14 protein-coding genes are annotated in these 13,554 nt (G+C 63.5%); 10 read left to right on the forward strand and 4 right to left on the reverse strand.

Features of this window, described 5'->3' with window-relative positions:
• The 6 genes from VGP39_RS23225 to VGP39_RS23250 form a co-directional block, all read left to right on the forward strand.
• Positions 1-1,051, forward strand: a 1,051-nt coding sequence (locus VGP39_RS23225) for a PhoH family protein (protein WP_327570438.1), incomplete at its 5' end; no start/stop codon positions are given.
• 71 nt (positions 1,052-1,122) lie between these two features.
• Positions 1,123-1,632 carry an rRNA maturation RNase YbeY gene (ybeY, locus tag VGP39_RS23230; protein WP_327570439.1) on the forward strand — a complete coding sequence of 170 codons (510 nt, stop codon included), beginning with the start codon at positions 1,123-1,125 and terminating at the stop codon, positions 1,630-1,632.
• Between the two features lie 2 nt (positions 1,633-1,634).
• The gene (locus tag VGP39_RS23235) at positions 1,635-2,744 is read left to right on the forward strand and encodes a hemolysin family protein (RefSeq protein WP_327570440.1); all 1,110 of its coding nucleotides are present in this window, start codon (positions 1,635-1,637) and stop codon (positions 2,742-2,744) included.
• Positions 2,741-4,342, forward strand: a complete 1,602-nt coding sequence (gene lnt / locus VGP39_RS23240; protein ID WP_327570441.1) for an apolipoprotein N-acyltransferase — start codon at positions 2,741-2,743, stop codon at positions 4,340-4,342. The genes VGP39_RS23235 and lnt overlap by 4 nt, the downstream gene beginning before the upstream one ends.
• Before the next feature lie 99 nt (positions 4,343-4,441).
• Positions 4,442-4,813 (forward strand): hypothetical protein, encoded by a 372-nt coding sequence (locus tag VGP39_RS23245; RefSeq protein ID WP_327570442.1) that lies wholly within the window; start codon positions 4,442-4,444, stop codon positions 4,811-4,813.
• Between the two features lie 77 nt (positions 4,814-4,890).
• On the forward strand, positions 4,891-5,196 hold the full coding sequence (locus VGP39_RS23250) for a hypothetical protein (RefSeq protein WP_327570443.1): 306 nt from the start codon (positions 4,891-4,893) through the stop codon (positions 5,194-5,196).
• Between the two features lie 148 nt (positions 5,197-5,344).
• Here the strand turns inward: VGP39_RS23250 and VGP39_RS23255 are convergent, their stop codons facing one another.
• Positions 5,345-5,632 carry a DUF2283 domain-containing protein gene (locus VGP39_RS23255; protein ID WP_327570444.1) on the reverse strand — a complete coding sequence of 96 codons (288 nt, stop codon included), beginning with the start codon at positions 5,630-5,632 and terminating at the stop codon, positions 5,345-5,347.
• Between the two features lie 377 nt (positions 5,633-6,009).
• Between VGP39_RS23255 and VGP39_RS23260 the strand changes: the two genes are divergently transcribed.
• The gene (locus VGP39_RS23260; protein ID WP_327570445.1) at positions 6,010-6,426 is read left to right on the forward strand and encodes a helix-turn-helix transcriptional regulator; all 417 of its coding nucleotides are present in this window, start codon (positions 6,010-6,012) and stop codon (positions 6,424-6,426) included.
• 826 nt (positions 6,427-7,252) lie between these two features.
• On the opposite strand, the gene VGP39_RS23265 is transcribed toward VGP39_RS23260, so the two are convergent.
• The 3 genes from VGP39_RS23265 to VGP39_RS23275 all read right to left on the reverse strand — a co-directional run bounded on the left by VGP39_RS23265 (position 7,253) and on the right by VGP39_RS23275 (position 10,302).
• Positions 7,253-7,996 (reverse strand): tRNA (guanine(46)-N(7))-methyltransferase TrmB, encoded by a 744-nt coding sequence (locus VGP39_RS23265; protein WP_327570446.1) that lies wholly within the window; start codon positions 7,994-7,996, stop codon positions 7,253-7,255.
• Positions 7,993-9,117: a M20 family metallopeptidase gene (locus tag VGP39_RS23270; protein WP_327570447.1), complete on the reverse strand. Its 1,125-nt coding sequence runs from the start codon at positions 9,115-9,117 to the stop codon at positions 7,993-7,995. Before VGP39_RS23270 ends, VGP39_RS23265 begins: the two co-directional genes overlap by 4 nt.
• Before the next feature lie 102 nt (positions 9,118-9,219).
• Complete coding sequence (locus tag VGP39_RS23275; protein ID WP_327570448.1) at positions 9,220-10,302, reverse strand: DUF2336 domain-containing protein; 1,083 nt, start codon at positions 10,300-10,302, stop codon at positions 9,220-9,222.
• Positions 10,303-10,599: 297 nt separating this feature from the next.
• Here VGP39_RS23275 and rimP point away from each other — a divergent pair, with 297 nt between their 5' ends.
• The 3 genes from rimP to VGP39_RS23290 all read left to right on the forward strand — a co-directional run.
• Complete coding sequence (gene rimP, locus VGP39_RS23280; protein WP_327570449.1) at positions 10,600-11,370, forward strand: ribosome maturation factor RimP; 771 nt, start codon at positions 10,600-10,602, stop codon at positions 11,368-11,370.
• 3 nt (positions 11,371-11,373) lie between these two features.
• Complete coding sequence (gene nusA, locus VGP39_RS23285; protein WP_327570450.1) at positions 11,374-12,987, forward strand: transcription termination factor NusA; 1,614 nt, start codon at positions 11,374-11,376, stop codon at positions 12,985-12,987.
• Between the two features lie 16 nt (positions 12,988-13,003).
• Positions 13,004-13,554, forward strand: a 551-nt coding sequence (locus tag VGP39_RS23290; protein WP_327570451.1) for an RNA-binding protein, incomplete at its 3' end; no start/stop codon positions are given.

A 13,554-nucleotide genomic window follows, 5' to 3' on the forward strand; every position in this document is an offset into this window, starting at 1 on the left:
CAAAAGCGCATCGGATTCGCCTTCGCTCGCCCCCAGCCGCAAACTCGACCGCGACCTGCAAGCCCCGCCCGAAACCCAAGTCGTCATCGACTTCGATGACAACCGCGCGGCCTCCGCGCTGGTCGGCCCCTACGGACAGAATCTCGCGCTGATCGAGCGCCGGCTCAACGTCGTTGTCGACTCGCGCGGCAATCACATCACCATCGCGGGCACCCGCGACGGCTGCGACGCGGCACGGCGCGTGCTGGAGGCGCTGTATGCGCAGGCGACGCAAGGCCATGACCTCTCGCAGGGCGAGGTCGAAGGCGCGATCCGCGCCGTGGTCGCGCAAGGCTCGCTGTTCGAGTTCGACCCCAAGGCGCCGAAATCGGCATTCGAGGCCATCAATTTGCGCAAGCGCCCGGTGCGGGCGCGCACCGCGGCGCAGGATTCCTACATCCGCGCGCTGAAGAAACACGAATTGGTATTCGGCATCGGCCCCGCCGGCACCGGCAAGACCTGGCTCGCGGTGGCGCAGGCCGCGCAATTGTTCGAACGCAAGGAAGTCGATCGCATCATCCTGACCCGGCCCGCGGTCGAGGCCGGCGAACGGCTCGGCTTCCTGCCCGGCGACCTCAGGGAAAAAGTCGATCCATACCTGCGCCCGATTTACGATGCGCTGTACGATTTGATGGATTCGCGCATCGTCGAGCGCGCGCTGCAGACCGGCGAGATCGAGATCGCGCCGCTCGCCTTCATGCGCGGCCGCACGCTGACCAATGCCGCGATCATCCTCGACGAGGCGCAGAACACCACGACGATGCAGATGAAGATGTTTTTGACGCGGCTCGGCGAAAACAGCCGCATGATCGTCACCGGCGATCCCTCCCAGGTCGATCTGCCGAATGGACAGACTTCGGGGCTCGCGGAAGCCACAAAACTGCTCGACGGCGTCGACGGCATCGCGCAGGTGAAATTCACGGCCGAAGACGTGATCCGCCACGAATTGGTGGCGCGGATCGTCGCGGCCTATGAGGGATTGCCGCAGAAGCCGGCAACCAAAAAAAACTGATGCGAAAATTGTCCATCGAAAGCAGCCTCCTCGATCGAGGACGTCCTGCCTTCAAACGAAACGCTGCAACGATGGCGCTCCCCGCCCCGCCTGAAACCGAGGTTCTGATCGTCGCCGAATGCTGGGCCGCCGAGGCCGACGCCGAGGCCATCGTGCACCGCGCCATTGAAACGGCCGCCGCAATGGTGGAGGCCGATACCGGCGACGCCGAACTCGCGGTGATGCTGACCGACGATTCCGGAATCCGCACCCTGAACAAGAACTGGCGCGGACAGGACAAGCCGACCAACGTGCTGTCGTTTCCGGCATTGCAGCCGCCGGCCGGACACGAGTTCGACGACGCGCCGCGCATGCTCGGCGATATCGCGATCGCCTATGAGACCACGCGCCGCGAGGCCGACGGCGAACAGAAGCCGTTCGACCACCACCTCAGCCACCTCGCCGTCCATGGTTTCCTGCATCTGGTCGGTTACGACCACGAAACCGACGCCGACGCCGACGCGATGGAAAACCTCGAGCGCGCAATTCTGGCAGAACTCGGGATTCCCGATCCCTACGCGGATCGGGATGAGGCGACCTGAAAATGCCGGATTCCGACCCGACCAACGACAATCCAAGGAACCCGCGCAACCTGCCCGCCGTGGTGCAGGAAGGCGAAGTGCTGCGTCCCGCCGCCGACAACTGGCTGACCCGCGCGATCCGCACGCTGTTCGGATGGAAGCCGGGCTCGGTGCGCGACGACCTGCAGGTGGTGCTCGACGCCTCGACGCCGGACGAGGTCGGCTTTTCCGCCATCGAGCGCACCATGCTGCGCAACATCCTTTCCCTGCACGAGCGGCGCATCGCCGATGTGATGGTGCATCGCGCCGACATCGTCGCGGTCAAGCGCGACATCTCGCTCGGCGAATTGATGAGCCTGTTCGAGAGCGCGGCGCATTCGCGGCTGGTGGTCTACAACGAAACGCTGGACGATCCAGAAGGCATCGTTCACATCCGCGACCTGCTGGCGTTCATGACCGCGAAAGCACGCGTGGCTGCGCCGAGCAAGGCCAAGCGCAAGAAGCCATTGCCCGCCGGCCTCGATCTGCGCTCAGTCGAGCTCGCGCTGCCGCTGAGCGAGGCCAACATCATCCGCAAGCTGCTCTATGTGCCGCCGTCGATGCGCGCGATCGACCTGCTCGCGCAGATGCAGGCCTCGCGCATTCACCTCGCGCTGGTGGTCGACGAATATGGCGGCACCGACGGCCTGGTGTCGATCGAGGACATCGTCGAGCAGATCGTCGGCGAGATCGATGACGAGCACGACAGCGATGAGCCGCCCGCAATCGTCAAGCAGGCGGACAATTCCTTTATCGCGGACGCACGCGCCAGCCTCGACGACGTCCGCTCGGTGATCGGCGAGGATTTTGTGACCGGCGAGGCCGGCGAAGAGGTGGAAACCCTGGGCGGCTATCTCGTCACCCATGTCGGGCGCCTGCCGGTGCGCGGTGAGGTCATTTCCGGCCCCGGCAATTTCGAGATCGAAGTGCTCGACGCCGATCCGCGCCGCGTCAAGCGCCTGCGCATCGCAACCCGCAAGGAACGTCCCGCCGCCCGTCCGGCGCGCCGCCGCGAAATTTCTTCGGAGCCCGGCGGCACGCCGGCGACCGACACGACGACGCCTTCACCGGGCGACGGAGCCGGCACTCCGTGATTCCAGCACGTAGCATCGGCTCGGCGATCATCCTGTCGTGGGGCTGGAAACGCGCCGCCATCGCGCTGAGCGCGGGTGCGGCGTCATCGCTGGCGATGGCGCCGTTCAATGCCTGGCCGATTCTGTTCCTGACCTTTCCGGTGATGGTCTGGCTGATCGACGGCGCGGGCGCCGGGCGCTGGCGCGGCATACCGGCGGCCGCGATGGCGGGCTGGTGGTTCGGCCTCGGCTATTTCGTGCCCGGGCTGTACTGGATCGGTTACGCGTTTCTGGTCGATGCCCCGACCTTCGCATGGCTGCTGCCGTTCGCGGTTCTCGGCCTGCCCGCATATCTGGCGCTGTTCACCGCGTTCGCTTTCGCGCTGGCGCGGCTGATCTGGAGCAGTGGCGCCTCGCGCGTGCTGGCGTTGGCCGCGAGCCTGACCATCGGCGAATGGCTGCGCGGTCAGATGCTCTCGGGTTTTCCGTGGAATGCGTTCGGCTATGCGCTGACCGAACCGCTGGCGCTGGCGCAGACCGCCTCGCTGATCGGACTGTGGGGCCTCACCTTTCTGGCCGTCGCGATCTTCGCCAGTCCCGCGCTGCTGCTCGACACAGATTTGCGCGGACGCAGGCCATGGATCGCGCCGGCGATGGCGCTGCTGCTGCTGGTTATCATGGGTATCCATGGCATGGTCCGGCTGGCGCTGCAGCCCACGGGCCACGTCGCGGGCGTCAAGCTGCGCATCATGCAGCCCAATGTGCCGCAGGACGCCCGCTTCAACTACGCCGCCAAGGCGGAGGTGATGCAGAAATACCTTAACCTGTCGGACCGCGCCACCGGGCCGCAATCGACCGGCGTACGCGACGCAACGGTGCTGATCTGGCCGGAATCCGCGTTCCCGTTTTTCCTGACCCGCGAAGCCGACGCGATGGCGCAGATCGCCGACCTGCTGCCGAAAGGCACGGTGCTGATCACGGGCGCGGTGCGCGCCCCCGACTTGCCGCCCGGCGCAAAAATCGCCCGCGCCTATAATTCGATCTATGTGATCGATCATGACGGCAGCGTGCTGTCGGTCTACGACAAGCTGCATCTGGTGCCGTTCGGCGAATATTTGCCGTTCCAGGATTTTGCGGAAAAGCTCGGCTTCGTTCAGCTCACCAAGGTGTCCGGCGGGTTCATCCCGGGCCTGCGCCGCAAGCCGATGGAGGTGCCAGGCGCGCCGCGCATGCTGCCGCTGATCTGCTATGAGGCGGTATTTCCCCGCGACATTGCGTCGCGCGACGACCGCCCCGGCTGGATGATCAACCTGACCAATGACGGCTGGTTCGGAATCTCCACCGGCCCCTACCAGCACCTGCAGCAGGCGCGGCTGCGCGCCATTGAAGAGGGACTGCCGCTGGTCCGCGCCGCCAATACCGGCGTCTCCGCGGTGATCGATCCCGTGGGCCGCATCGTCGCGCGGCTTGGGCTCGGCGCCGAGGGCGTGCTGGATTCCGGCCTGCCGACTGCAATCAAGCCAACGATCTACGCGCGAACGGGCGATATTCCCGCCGCGATCATGGTGGCCGCCGCATTGATCATCGCGATTCGACGTCGGGCGGCGAAAGCCGTTTGATGAAAATGAAGCCGCGGTGCCGCTCCGCAACCTTGTGGCGGCGGCCCCTACACGCTCTTTAGCAGCCTCATAAAAATGAGGCTCGCAAGGATTTTTGATATGAACGAACCTTTTTTAGATCGTCGGGAATTGCCGGAGTCGGAGTTCGAGCTTGCTGGCCATATTCAAGCAAAACTCCGGGATCTAAGTTGCTGCATTGTATCCTTTGAACATGCCCTTGCGCTTTTCGAGGAGTCCCAAACCAAGGCCCGCGAAAAGATTAAAGCAGCGGGAGATATTCAGTTCTTCCCGTTTGACATGACGGTGCGAACGCGAATGGTTGACAAGGATACATTGTTTAATCGCGCTTCGCGTTTACAAGCGTGGGCTTTTATTGCTGCACGGGATGCTGCGTTTCAAGTTTATCATTTCCGCGCGACGCTGTGTTCGATAATTAGCAACGTTCAAAGTCCGAAAAAATTAAGGCGCTGACAAATATCGGTATTCTGGAATCTGCAAAACAAGAACTCGAGGAGAACTTTCCGAATGCCGTCGAGTTACGCCACGCCGTGGGTCACGAAGCCGACAACACATTCAGCGTCGAAAAGCTGAAAGCGAATTCGCTTAAAGCTGAAGATGGCCCCTACATAATGATAACCGGGTGCCTGAATGGAAACATTTTTCACTCCTCCTTTGAAGGGGAGGAAGTTTCCTTGGCCATGGAAAGCGGCACGGTCGAAGCATTAAAAAAAATCCAGCAAACGGCTTACAGCGCGTTCGCCAGCGACGCGCGTCCCCCGGCAACCGCCCACACCGGCCTTAGGTGCATGACTTCTTTCGAAGCCTTCTGCAGCGCAAGAACCGTCGAGCCTTGAATGGGATACCGGCCCAGTGGCGCGGGCTGCGGTGTGTGGTGTGCGGTGCGGTCCGAAGGTGCGTTGCGGCAAAGGCGTTCGCCGTTGGCCCACCATCTATGCGCGCGTCGGCGGTATTCCCGCCGCGATCGTCATGGCCGCAGCCGCATCATCGTGAGTCGACGTCGGGCGGCGACAGCCGTTTGACGAAAATGAAACCGCGGTGCCGCTCTGCCACCTTGTGGCGACGGCGCGCGCTTTCCTTCGGCCGCCTGATCTTTTTCCAGTCTCCGGGCGCCAGAACCCTGGTTGCGGACAGGATTTCGATGCCGAGCACGCGGCCGTCGGCGTCGACATCGTAGACAAACGGCCCGGCTTCCTTGGTCCGCTCGACCTTGCCGCGCGTAAGCGCGATATACACCGCGTCGACTTCGGGATCGTAAGTTGTCTCGACCATCGCTTTGTCCCACACTGCGAATCCAACCTGACGCAGGATGCTTATAACGCGGTTGCTTGAATTTGTCTCGATGCAGGCCGGTCTCGCGATTCGGCCGGGCGATCCATGCGGGAGCGGCGATCGCTGCCGCCGTTGTAAATTTTTTAGCATGCGGCAGCGTGCGGGAAAAGCCGCTTCGTGAGCAGTATCTACCTTGTCACTTATCACGGCTACAACCTATTCGCGCAATCGCTTTGCATGCACGCAATTACCGGTTGGCCCGACCGCATTAAACGATTACAGCGTTAAAGGCATACTCCGTGTTGCTTCTGCTGCAAGTGGTGACATTGTTTCTGCAAATGTTGATCACCGCCGAAGCCCTTAAGGAGTATCGGACCATGCCCCCCACAGCGCCCAATCCTGTTGACAAATATGTCGGCAGCCGTGTGCGCATGCGCCGCCTGATGCTGGAAATGAGTCAGGAAAGACTCGGCGAGGCTTTGGGGCTGACGTTCCAGCAGGTTCAGAAGTACGAGAAAGGCACCAACCGGATCGGCGCCAGCCGCCTTCAGCAGCTCGCCGATATCCTGCACGTCCCGGTGGCGTTCCTGTTCGAGGGCGCCCCCAGCGGCTCGTCCAATGCCGACGGTTTTGTCGAACCGGCATCGCCGGCCTATGTCGCCGACTTCCTCGCAACCTCGGAAGGACTGGCGCTGACCCGCGCCTTCACGCGCATCACCGACGCCAAGCTCCGGCGCGCCATCGTCGACATGGTCGAACACATCGCCGCGCGCGAAGCCCCGGATCGGCGCTGAAACCTTACTCGCCGCCCACGCGCAGGCCCGGCAGCCACACCCTCATCGTCGTCCCCGCGCAGCAGGCTGTGTGAAAAGTCTCGATTTGACATTTCACACAAAATTTCTTGGAAGTTTCTTTCCTCTTTTGGGTTGTCACTGCTGAACGCGTCAAGGTTGCTTGTCCTTGAAGAATGATTTTCCCAAAACTGAAGCGGTCAGATGTTTCCACACAGCCGCCTGCGCGGGGACGACAAAAAGAATTTTCGTTCATCTACATTAAATTTTTTGATTCCTTATCCACGCCCCCCGAACCTGTCTTATCCTGCTCAAGTCCTGTCCAATGAGGGGCGCTTCTAGAGGCGTTCGGAAGTGGGACAGAGCGAAAGCTGGCCGGAGGGGCAACCCGATGGCTGATGCGGCGCCTGGGGGACGTGCCTCGCAAGCACGTAACTCGGGAGACCTTGGGTATCCGTCCGGCCCGTAACTGGGTCTGCCACCGAAGCTGGCTGGACGGGGACAGGCGAGCGGCGCGAAAACGCCAGGAGCCAAGTCCCCGGAAGCGCGGACCAGGGCCTTAAGACGCCGCGGCGGGACGTCGAAAGGCGTTGCCGTGTGCTTCTGTTTCCCGGCGATCCGGGAAGCAAGCCGCGGCCGTTACCAAGATGCGCCTTTCGGCGTCCCGTCTCCCCTCATCTTCGAGGGGAGAGAACTAAAAGCCCAACTCGCGCGGCGGCGCGGGAACGCGGGCGCTTGGCTGTTTGAATCTGTAGATCAAAAAATTTTTGCAAGGCGCTGCCACGTCCTCTGCGCATCCCCGCGCAGGCGGCAATGACGGAGCGACGGATCAAGAGATCCGCTGAAACCGCAGATACGCCGCCCGCCGCCCCTCACGCTCCGCTTTGCGGCCGTAGCGCGTCATGGTGTAGCCGGGCCACGGCTGCCGCCAGTCGTCGGCGCGTTCCGCCGTCCAGACAAAACCCGGCGAGCGGGCGAGATGGGCCAGCGTCCACGTAACGTAATCCTCGATATCGCAGACGAAGCGGAATTCGCCCGGAGGCTTCAGCGCGCGGGCCATCGCGGCCACGGTCAAGTCCTGCACAAAACGCCGCTTCCAGTGCCGCCGCTTCGGCCATGGATCGGGATGGATCAGATCGATGCGATGCAGCGAATGCGGCGGCGCCCATGCCAGCAGTTCGGCGGCGTCGCCCGCGAACAGCCTGATGTTGCCGATGTTGCGCGCCTCGATCTCATTGAGGATTTTCGCCATGCCGTTGACATAGGGCTCGCAGCCGATGAAGCCGGTGTCCGGAGCCCCCAACGCTTCCGCGGTCAGGTGCTCGCCGCCGCCGAAGCCGATCTCGAGGCGGACGCGCTCGACCTTTGGTTCGAACAGCGCGGAGAGGTCAGGCGGAGCAGCAGCGCCGATGTCGAGCGAAAGATGCGGCAGAAGATTTTCGATCAGACCGGCCTGATGCGCGCGCAGCCGGTGGCCCTTGCGCCGTCCGAAGAACGAGCCCTGGCCATGAACCGCGGCGCCGTCGCCGGGCGGGGGCACGCCATTGCCGGCATCGCGGGCGGCGCTGCTCATCGCAGCGTCTGATACAGCCGATGCAGCAGCCGCGCCCGCGGCTCGATCGACGAAATGTAGATCTGCTCGGTGTGGGTATGCGCGCCCTGGCCGTCGACGCCGAGGCCATCCAGCGTCGCCGTGAAGGGCGCGGTGAAATTGCCGTCGGAGCCGCCGCCGGTGAAGGTATCGGCGAGCTCGAAGCCGATCTCGGCGGCCAGCGCTTTTGCGTGCTCGTACAGCGCCGCGGCGGCATTGCCCTTCTCGTAAGGCGGCCGGTTCAATCCGCCGGTCACCTTGACGGTGACGCCCTTGTTGCGCGATTTCAGATTCAGGATTTTCGGCACGAACTCGTCGGCATCCGCGATCGTCATCACGCGAAGGTCGACTTCGGCATAGGCTTCTTCCGGGATGACGTTGGGTTTTGTGCCGCCCCGGATAACGCCGACATTGACGGTGACGCCGCGCTCAAGGTCGGTCATCGCCTCCAGCGTCTCGATCACGCCTGCGAGTTCGCGGATGGCGCTGCGGCCGTCTTGCGGCCGGGTCCCGGCATGGGCGGGCACCCCCGTCACGAACACCTCGAACCGCGCGACGCCCTTGCGTCCGGTGACGATCTTGCCGCCGTCGCGCGCGGGTTCGGTTACCAGCACATACTTTGCTTTATGCCCCTCGGCCTCGATCAAGGCGCGCGAGGTCGGGCTGCCGATCTCTTCATCGGAGACGTACAGATGCGTCACGCCGAGCGGCGGGCGTCCGCTCGCCGCGCAAAGCTGTGCGAACGCGTGATAGGCGAGATAGGCCCCGCCCTTCATGTCGTAGATGCCGGGGCCGAATGCGCGGTCGCCCTCGACCTTGAACGGCAGCCGCCCGATGAATCCCAGCGGGTGCACGGTGTCGAGGTGGCTGAGCACCAGGATTCCAGGCTGATCCGCGCCCCATGCCGAGCGCGCGATCAGATGATCGCCGCATCCATTGACGCCGCGAATCCGTTCGATCGTGACCGGCAGATCGCGATAGCCATCCGCGACCATGCTCACCAGTCGGTTGACCTGCTCCGGCGCCTCGGTCGGCGTTTCGATTTCCACCCAGCGGCGAATGCCGTCGAGGATCACCGCCGAATCGAAAGGGTTGGTGTGCATATCTTTGCCTTCGTCATTGCGAGCGAAGCGAAGCAATCCAGAGGCCACAAAGCAAGACTGGATTGCTTCGTCGCTACGCTCCTCGCAATGACGGGCCGTCCCTCAAGCGGTTTGCCGCGTCTGCCAGAAGCTCAGTACGCGCTGCGCGGTGGATGCCGCCAGCCGCTCGAAATTCAGCCGCGCCCGCTCGATGTCGGTGGCCGAGGGCACCCTTCCCGGGCCGAGCCGCAGCACGATCAGCGCGCGCACCGTGGCCCATTCGAGACCGGTCGCGCGCCCCAGGATCAGCACCGGATCGTGGCGCTCGCCCATCAGCAAGCGATCGATGGTCGCGATCCGTGCGGCCGACAGCGCCGACAGCGCCGCGACGCATTCCTCGTATTTGTGCGCCTTGGCGAAATTCAGCAGCGCGGCTTCGTCCAACTCGCCGGCGTGATGCAGGCTGAGGATCGCGCGCTGCGCCGGTGCGAAATCGCGGCGGATTTCCGACGCCTTCGGCGCGCCGATGATTTCGACCATGGCCTGATTGATCGCGGCCTTCTTGCCGGGTTTTGCTGCCTCGAACAGGCGGCGGCGAACGATCTCCGCGGAGCCGGCCAAAAGCTCCTTCAACTGCGGCGCGCCTAGATCGTCGCGCCGGCCGACGGTGAGCGTCAGCACGCCGTCATCGCAGGCGCGTTTTATCAGTGCCGAATAGCCGGTTTGCGAAAACTGCGCGCCCGCATTTCCCGCGACGCGACGGACCACTTCGCGGTCGCCGCGTCGCACGATCACGTCGGTTACCCCCACCGGCAATGTCGGCCGTTCTGACATCGCCAGCAGATGGCCCTGGCCCTTCCTGCGCGCGACCTCGATCAGGGTCGGCTCGACCACGGCCGGCGAGCGGCGCAGCAACGGACCGGCGACCGATATCTCATCCTCTCGCGCCAACTGGTTCACGAGCGCGGGCGGGGCGTTGCCGAGGGCGGACAATCGCTCGGCAAGCGCGACACGCGCGGCGATTTCGGTGTACGGGACGAGGCCGGTAAGGATGCCGTCGAACAGATCGACATGCTGGCTCCGAAATTGCGCGGCGCCGGCCAAAAATAATTCCGAAATTTTGCGCGCGGCCTCGGCGCGACGCCGCGGATCGCCGTTTTTGACGATGTCATCAAGTCCGGGGATGAGAGATGGGCCAACTGCCATGAAGCACACTCGAAACGCGGCACGCCCGCCGGATTTCGGGCAACTTAGGCGGGCTTCGTGAAGGAAGGGTTAGGCCTGAAAAATCCTCAGGTCACGCCGTGCGGCCCTTGCCGTACACCCTGAAAACCGTTATATCAGCCGCAACTTAATCGTCTCATATACGATCGCGTATTGAGAGTGGGCCCCACCGGACCCGCTCTTTTTTATTACCTGAACGGACCCGACGCCGGCGATGCCGGGTTCCGTGCGGAGTGCCCCAAAACCAACGCCAGCAAGAACAGCCTTTTGACTCTGGATATGACCGATCCGACTCTTGATGCCGTAGACCTCGATCTGCTTGCCGAGCCGCGCCTCGTGACCGAGCCGGGCATGGCCGCGCGGGTGTCGGCGGTCGCGGGTCCCGTGCTGCAGGGCATGGGCTACCGCCTGGTGCGGATAAAAGTGTCGGGCGAGCAGGGCTGCACCGTGCAGATCATGGCGGAACGGCCCGATGGAACAATGCTGATCGAGGACTGCGAGGCGATTTCCAAGGCGCTGTCGCCGGTGCTGGATATCGCCGATCCGATCGACCGCGCCTATCGGCTGGAGATTTCATCGCCCGGCATCGACCGGCCGCTAGTGCGCCGTTCGGATTTCGAACGCTATGCCGGCTATCTGGTGAAGATCGAGATGGCGGTGCCGCATCAAGGCCGCAAGCGATTCCGCGGCATTTTGGGCGGAATCAAAGGCGATGCCGTGCATCTGGTTCGCGAAGATGTGCGCAACGCCGAAGATCCCGCCGTTCTGTTGGTGATGGAAGACATCGCGGACGCGCGGCTGGTGCTGACCGACGAGTTGATCGCCGAATCGATGCGGCGCGGCAAGATCGCCGAGCGCGAGCTGAAGCAGAATCTTGGAATTCTGCCGCCCCCGCCGCCGCACGCGAAGAAAAGCGATCCGACCAAAAGCAACGCGCCAAAGCCGAAATTGAAGACCGAAAAAAAACCTGCCCCGAAGAATACCAAGGAACACCGCCTTGCCGCGGAAAGACTGCGGCGCGGCGATATCGACCCCACCGAAGGAGACTAAGCCATGGCAGCTGTCAGCGCCAACAAGATCGAGCTTCTGCAGATCGCCGACGCGGTCGCGCGGGAAAAATCCATCGACCGCGGCATCGTGATCGCGGCGATGGAAGACGCCATCGCCAAGGCGGCGCGGGCCCGCTATGGCAGCGAGACCGACGTGCATGCCGAGATCGATCCGAAAAAGGGCGAACTCAGGCTGTCGCGCCACATGCTGGTGGTCGATCAGGTCGAGAACGCCTCGAATCAGATTTCATTGATCGACGCGCAGCGCGCCAATCCCGGCGCGCAGGTCGGCGACACCATCGCCGACACCCTGCCGCCGCTGGAATACGGCCGCATCGCAGCCCAATCCGCCAAGCAGGTGATCGTGCAGAAGGTGCGCGAGGCCGAGCGCGACCGGCAATACCAGGAATTCAAGGACCGCATCGGCGACATCGTCAACGGCATCGTCAAGCGCGTTGAATATGGCAGCGTGATCGTCGATCTCGGCCGCGGTGAAGCCATCGTGCGGCGTGATGAGATGCTGCCGCGCGAAGTATTCCGCAACGGCGACCGGGTCCGCGCCTACATTTTTGACGTGCGCCGTGAAACCCGCGGGCCGCAAATCTTTCTTTCGCGGACGCATCCGCAATTCATGGCGAAATTGTTCGCGCAGGAAGTGCCGGAAATCTATGACGGCATCGTCGAGATCAAGGCGGTGGCCCGCGATCCCGGGTCGCGCGCCAAGATCGGCGTGATCTCACGGGATTCCTCGGTCGATCCGGTCGGCGCCTGCGTCGGCATGCGCGGCTCGCGGGTGCAGGCCGTGGTCAACGAATTGCAGGGCGAGAAGATCGACATCATCCCGTGGTCGCCCGATATCGCGACCTTCGTGGTCAATGCGCTGGCGCCGGCCGAAGTCGCCAAGGTGGTGATCGACGAGGAGCGCGAGCGCATCGAGGTGGTGGTGCCCGACACCAATAACCAGCTGTCGCTGGCGATCGGACGGCGCGGCCAGAACGTGCGGCTCGCCTCGCAGCTTACCGGCTGGGACATCGACATCCTGACCGAGCAGGAAGAATCCGAGCGCCGCCAGGCCGATTTCGAGAACTCCACGCGGGTGTTCATGGAAGCGCTCAATGTAGACGAAGTGGTCGGCCAGTTGCTGGCGTCGGAAGGTTTTACCTCGGTGGAAGAACTGGCGCTGGTCGATGTGCGCGAACTGGCCGGCATCGAAGGTTTTGACGATGAGACGGCGAACGAACTGCAGAGCCGGGCCCGCGAATATCTCGAGCAGCAGGAAGCCGAGCTTGAAACCAAACGGAAGGAACTCGGTGTGGACGACGCTTTGAAGACGGTGCCCGGCGTGACCTCGAAGATGCTGGTGAAGTTCGGCGAGAACGAGATCAAGACCGTCGAGGATCTGGCGGGCTGTGCCACCGACGACCTCGTCGGCTGGACCGAACGCAAGGAAGGCGGCGAGCCGACCAAGCATCCCGGCATTCTCGACCCCAATGAAGTCACGCGCGAAGACGCTGAAGCCATGATCATGCAGGCCCGCGTCATCGCGGGGTGGATCACCGAGGCGGATATCGCAAAACCCGCCGAGGAGGCCGAGGCCTCCGAACAACAGCCCGCGTAAGGACAATGTCACACGCATGCTTGCCCTCGCTGACCCCGCCGATCTCGACAACGGCCCGCGGACCAACAGGTCCGGGACGGAGCGGATGTGCGCGGTCACGCGGCAAGTGCGCCCGATCGACGAACTGATCCGCTTCGTCGTCGCCCCCTCGGGCGAGGTGGTCGCGGATCTGAAGCGCAAGCTTCCCGGCCGCGGCCTTTGGGTTTCGGCGTCGCGCAAGGCGGTTGCGGAAGCGGTCCGGCGTAACCAGTTTGGCAAGGGGTTCAAGCGCGACGTCCGCGTCGCGCCTACCCTGCCCAAGGACACCGAAAACCTGCTGGTGCGCGGCGCGGTCGAGGCGCTCGCCATGGCCGCCAAGGCCGGCCAGGTGGTCGCGGGATTCGCCAAGGTCGAAGGCGCGCTGCAGGCGCATCAGGCGGTGGCCTTGATCCATGCCGCGGATGGGGCTGCCGACGGAATCCGCAAATTGGACGCGATCCTCAGGCAAAACGCCGGCAAAGCTGCGGAATCGCCGGAATTTCCGGTTATCGGCGTGCTGACATCCGAACAATTGGATTTGGCACTGGG

It is taken from the genome of Bradyrhizobium sp. (genome assembly GCF_036009065.1).
Taxonomy (GTDB): domain Bacteria; phylum Pseudomonadota; class Alphaproteobacteria; order Rhizobiales; family Xanthobacteraceae; genus Bradyrhizobium.

Bases quoted from the DNA above. Each gene is read 5' to 3' on its own strand.
- ybeY (WP_327570439.1), top strand. From the start codon at position 1,123: ATGGCGCTCCCCGCCCCGCCTGAAACCGAGGTTCTGATCGTCGCCGAA.
- VGP39_RS23235 (WP_327570440.1), top strand. From the start codon at position 1,635: ATGCCGGATTCCGACCCGACCAACGACAATCCAAGGAACCCGCGCAAC.
- VGP39_RS23245 (WP_327570442.1), top strand. From the start codon at position 4,442: ATGAACGAACCTTTTTTAGATCGTCGGGAATTGCCGGAGTCGGAGTTC.
- VGP39_RS23255 (WP_327570444.1), bottom strand. From the start codon at position 5,632: ATGGTCGAGACAACTTACGATCCCGAAGTCGACGCGGTGTATATCGCG.
- VGP39_RS23260 (WP_327570445.1), top strand. From the start codon at position 6,010: ATGCCCCCCACAGCGCCCAATCCTGTTGACAAATATGTCGGCAGCCGT.
- VGP39_RS23265 (WP_327570446.1), bottom strand. From the start codon at position 7,996: ATGAGCAGCGCCGCCCGCGATGCCGGCAATGGCGTGCCCCCGCCCGGC.
- VGP39_RS23270 (WP_327570447.1), bottom strand. From the start codon at position 9,117: ATGCACACCAACCCTTTCGATTCGGCGGTGATCCTCGACGGCATTCGC.
- VGP39_RS23275 (WP_327570448.1), bottom strand. From the start codon at position 10,302: ATGGCAGTTGGCCCATCTCTCATCCCCGGACTTGATGACATCGTCAAA.
- rimP (WP_327570449.1), top strand. From the start codon at position 10,600: ATGACCGATCCGACTCTTGATGCCGTAGACCTCGATCTGCTTGCCGAG.
- nusA (WP_327570450.1), top strand. From the start codon at position 11,374: ATGGCAGCTGTCAGCGCCAACAAGATCGAGCTTCTGCAGATCGCCGAC.